Origin of the sequence: uncultured Pseudoteredinibacter sp. (genome assembly GCF_947500695.1) — a bacterium.
In the GTDB taxonomy this organism is placed as follows: domain Bacteria; phylum Pseudomonadota; class Gammaproteobacteria; order Pseudomonadales; family Cellvibrionaceae; genus Pseudoteredinibacter.
In genome coordinates, this window is the sequence record NZ_CANMSS010000021.1 from 1 (window position 1) to 4,335 (window position 4,335).

5 protein-coding genes and 4 tRNA genes are annotated in these 4,335 nt (G+C 47.6%); 1 reads left to right on the top strand and 8 read right to left on the bottom strand.

Features of this window, described 5'->3' with window-relative positions:
* The 8 genes from Q1A08_RS21255 to birA form a co-directional block, all read right to left on the bottom strand.
* Positions 1–218 (bottom strand): GTP-binding protein (locus Q1A08_RS21255; RefSeq protein WP_299776410.1); only part of this gene is annotated, 218 nt, incomplete at its 3' end.
* 86 nt (positions 219–304) lie between these two features.
* A tRNA-Thr gene (locus Q1A08_RS21260) sits at positions 305–380 on the bottom strand.
* A 39-nt stretch (positions 381–419) separates the two neighbouring features.
* A tRNA-Gly gene (locus Q1A08_RS21265) sits at positions 420–493 on the bottom strand.
* A 68-nt stretch (positions 494–561) separates the two neighbouring features.
* A tRNA-Tyr gene (locus Q1A08_RS21270) sits at positions 562–645 on the bottom strand.
* A gap of 89 nt (positions 646–734) precedes the next feature.
* Positions 735–810: transfer RNA gene (locus tag Q1A08_RS21275), tRNA-Thr, on the bottom strand.
* Between the two features lie 49 nt (positions 811–859).
* The gene (locus Q1A08_RS21280; RefSeq protein ID WP_299776411.1) at positions 860–1,597 is read right to left on the bottom strand and encodes a hypothetical protein; all 738 of its coding nucleotides are present in this window, start codon (positions 1,595–1,597) and stop codon (positions 860–862) included.
* An 11-nt stretch (positions 1,598–1,608) separates the two neighbouring features.
* Positions 1,609–2,367 carry a type III pantothenate kinase gene (locus Q1A08_RS21285; protein WP_299776412.1) on the bottom strand — a complete coding sequence of 253 codons (759 nt, stop codon included), beginning with the start codon at positions 2,365–2,367 and terminating at the stop codon, positions 1,609–1,611.
* Positions 2,364–3,323, bottom strand: a complete 960-nt coding sequence (gene birA, locus Q1A08_RS21290) for a bifunctional biotin--[acetyl-CoA-carboxylase] ligase/biotin operon repressor BirA (RefSeq protein ID WP_299776413.1) — start codon at positions 3,321–3,323, stop codon at positions 2,364–2,366. Before birA ends, Q1A08_RS21285 begins: the two co-directional genes overlap by 4 nt.
* A 199-nt stretch (positions 3,324–3,522) precedes the next feature.
* Between birA and Q1A08_RS21295 the strand changes: the two genes are divergently transcribed.
* Positions 3,523–4,191, top strand: coding sequence for a lysoplasmalogenase (locus Q1A08_RS21295; RefSeq protein ID WP_299776414.1), 669 nt, complete (start codon positions 3,523–3,525; stop codon positions 4,189–4,191).
* Positions 4,192–4,335: the final 144 nt, after the last annotated feature.

A 4,335-nucleotide genomic window follows, 5' to 3' on the forward strand; every position in this document is an offset into this window, starting at 1 on the left:
GGAGAGTCATACTCAACGTGTGAAGTAGCGATGGTAATACCGCGCTCACGCTCTTCTGGTGCATTGTCGATACCGTCAAATGCAACAGCATCGCCACCCCAAACTTCCGCACATACGCGAGTTAGAGCTGCAGTTAGAGTAGTTTTACCATGGTCAACGTGACCAATTGTGCCCACGTTCACATGGGGCTTGGAGCGTTCAAATGTTTCTTTAGCCATTGTGGGCATCTCCTATCAAATAACGTCGCCTAATTATTATTTCAGACAACAAAAACCGCGCCAGCACTAAGCTAACGCGGAAAACATGGAGCTCAAGAGCAGATTTGAACTGCCGACCTCACCCTTACCAAGGGTGTGCTCTACCAACTGAGCTACTTGAGCATTGCAACCCATCACCCTCACAGGGCAACACGGTTAAACTGGAGCGGGTAGCGGGAATCGAACCCGCATCATCAGCTTGGAAGGCTGAGGTTCTACCACTAAACTATACCCGCCAAACAGTTCCGCCAAACTACCATCACAACTCAAGCTGAGCTGTCGTTGTGATAAATAGCAGAAATAATGGTGCAGGGGGGTGGATTCGAACCACCGAAGCTTGCGCGTCAGATTTACAGTCTGATCCCTTTGGCCACTCGGGAACCCCTGCGAAAGAGGCGGGAATTTTCCGCTTCTCCGCCTAACTTGTCAACCGTTTTTTCTTAAAAAACAGCCATTTACATTAACAAGTTAAGAAAATGGAGCTGGCGATAGGAGTCGAACCTACGACCTGCTGATTACAAGTCAGCTGCTCTACCAACTGAGCTACGCCAGCCCTAAACACTGTTACCTCGAACAGTGGAGCGCGGATTCTAGAGAAACTTTTACAAAGACGCAACACCTGGGCAGTAATTTTCTCGTCTTTCTACGTCTTTTCTTTTGTTCATGAAGCTTTGCCATGCTTCATTGTTCATTTTTTGGGCTTCCACTGGATTTACAACAACCCAAGTCTCCTCATAAGACCGAACAACTTCTTTGATTTCAGCCTGATAGCCATACTCAGCCACCTCTGCCTGGCGCACCTTTGCGGAACTGTCACGGCTATACATCCCAAAGGAAATACCATTAACAATATCTCCTTTTGGAATTACATAGGAATCTATGCCCTTGGCTTGTAATTCATGCAGCTTGCGAAGCGCCTCCTTACGACTAGGAAGCGGCTTGAGGTACACCCAGAATCCTGGATCACCTGGAATCTCAAGGTTTTTGATTTCTGAAGCAACCTCGATGGACGCCAAGTGCTCCACCGCATACTCAGCCTGCAGCAGCTTGTCAAAAGGCCCTAGTAATGTGCACAAGTCTTCTTTTGGCTCTTCAGCTTGATTATCATCCACTTCTGCAGCGGCCAAATCCTCGACACTTTCAACGGCAACCCGAGGTTGAGAAAGCGGCACACTTGATTCTAACGGGCTATCTACAGCCCGCTCAGACAATAGGCTGACTTTCAAAATAGTGGGATCGTGCTTCACAACAGCCACACTCGGCCTTTTATCTTCTTTCATATAAGCCAAAGCAAACAGCAGTGCATTGACTGCTAATAGGCATAAGAAAACAGCCTTCATTTTAATTCCTGTTATTTACTGAGCACCCGAACAATTGGGCATGCCACTTCAAGCCCATCCAAAACCAGCTCCTCATCGAGTCTATAGGCAAACGGCAGTAGCGGGGCTACTCTTTGGGCGTCGCCACCACAAAGTACAATTTCAACCCCCACTCCTTGCCCCAACTCTTCAAGCAGCTTGTTTCGATAAAAGCTTATCAACCCTACTTGAGCACCCCAAACGCCATTATCGACAGCAGATTCGGTATTATCTCCTACACCCAGCTCCGAAGGCACACTGTGTTCGACTTTGACTTGATGCGTATCCGAGTATAAAGCCTTGTACATTAAGCTTGCTCCTGGCGATATTACACCACCGAGATACTCACCTCTTGCCATTAACTCAACCGTAGTTGCACTACCGCAATCAACAATCAAACAATTAGGGCCGTACCTCTTATTAGCTGCCAACACGGCCAACCATCGATCGGCACCAAGCTTAGATATGACTTTATATGGGTTTCGCACCCCACTACATTCTGCTTTTACTTTCGCCAACTGCAAGTCGATACCAAAAGCTGCTTGCAACATAAACGCAATCGACTGGGATACCACCGAGGAAGCAACAGAAACCATTCTAGCAGCATGCAAATCTCTTGCTGCTAGCAGCGGCTTTAGCATATCGCCAGCAGTTGCATCGCTATTGAGAAACCCACCGCCCCTTCGCTTTCCCAGCTCATCAATAATGCGCCACTTAACTCTGGTATTACCGGCATCGAGCTCAAGAATCACGGCATCAACCTTAGAGAGACTTCGCCGCCACTAAATTCCTGAACCGAACCATCAACCAATAATCGCAATGCACCAGAGTCTGCTACTCCATTAGCTACACCCTCAGTTCTTTGCTGGGCAGAGCTTACATAAACTTCCTTACCAAAAAATGCATCCAGTGACTGCCAGCGATCTTTGTAGTTCAAAAAACCGCCTTTATCATAGGAAGCCAACATAGGCATTAGCCGGTCCAGTATTGCAGCTGCCAATTGGTTCCTGCTCGCCTTCATGCCAAGCTGTGTTAGATCTACCCACGCTTGATCTATATCTCGACTTCCTGCATCAGGCATTTTGACGTTCAAACCGATACCCAGAACCAATTTGCACTCGCCACTAACATCCCCTGACATCTCCAAGAGTATGCCACCAAGTTTACGGCCATTGTGTAGCACATCGTTGGGCCATTTTAACTGCACCCCCTCGACACCAAGCGAGCCTATAGCCTCTGCGACTGCAACGCCAACAGCCAAGCTTAAGCCTTCCAGCGATTGGGCCCCACCCTGGAATGTCCAGGAGACAGACAAATACACATTCTTAGCGAAAGGACTTACCCAGGCACGCCCTCGACGCCCCCTGCCCGCTAACTGCTGCTCCGCCATGCAAACATGCCCATGAGAACCTTGTTCAAGCAGATAGCTGTTAGTCGACTCTGTAGAATTAAATATTTCGAATCGACTTATGAATTCAGCGGAAGACTCTGACAAGCCCCTTAAAATGGCCTCTTGATTCAGAAGATCGAGGCCACCTTGTAGACGGTACCCTCTACCCTTTACAGATTCCAATTCTAAGCCCAGATCATCAAGCTTTCGCAGATGCTTCCAGACAGCTGTCCTGCTGACCCCCATAGCCTGACCAAGCTCTTGACCAGAATGAAACTCACCATCGGCAAGAACACTCAATATATCTACCACATTCATATAGCTACCCAATCTCTCTTATGCAAGAAGTATCAAACCAAGCCAAACAATATGCAAGGTTAGAAAGGCAAGCAGTTCACAAATGCCCTCTCGATACTAGTCAAAAGCAGCCACCTCACACCGAAAACCAAATACCCCCTAGGCATGTTAAACCGGTAATATGAACAGTTCACAAACTTTTAAGCGAAGATAAACCGTCATGCCTCAAAGCGATACATCAATAACAAAGCCCTTTGTACTCGCCTTTTTCTACACCCTAAGCTGCATACCCTTTTTGATTTTTAGCGAACTATACGGCCCAATCACTGCACCTTTAATCAAGGCCGCCCCTATCGCTTTTCTAGCGTTCTTTTTAGCTTCAAAAATAGCAAGCGCCGAACGTCGCTGGATGTATCTAGCATTATTATGCTCAGCGAGCGGCGACATATTACTAGAATTGGACTTCGCCCTTTCTTTCACACTCGGCTTATCAGCGTTCCTCGCTGCTCAGTTAACATATGCTTGCCGCTTTTGGCTAAATAGAGACCGGAGCTTGAGTGCCTGGAAGCCAATTGCCGCCATGTCGGCGTTCGCATTAGTTATGATGCTTATCCTCCTGCCGAGGACTGGCGAGATGACTGTGCCCGTATTGCTGTATATCGCAGCCATTTGCAGCATGGGCGCAGGCGCCCTAGCATTTAAAGGTGAAAGCTGGGCGAAATGGGGCGCAATGATCTTTATCTTCTCTGACAGCTGTATTGCAATTAATAAATTCGTAGAGCCATTCGCTGCCTCTAGCTTCGCCATTATGAGCAGTTATTACGTCGCTCAGTTTTTAATTATCTACGGCGTTCTAAAATCCAGTAGCAGCGAACCCAGCCCTAGCTAATTGCTGAAAACCACAAAGCTGGCCCCAAATTGGAGATAGGCAACAAATCCTCAGCTGCTATTCTTCTGATCAAATGACCGCCCTTATGGCCTTCCTCAGTAAATCTGAACCTGAGTTTAAAGACGACTAAGCGGCTTACTCAAA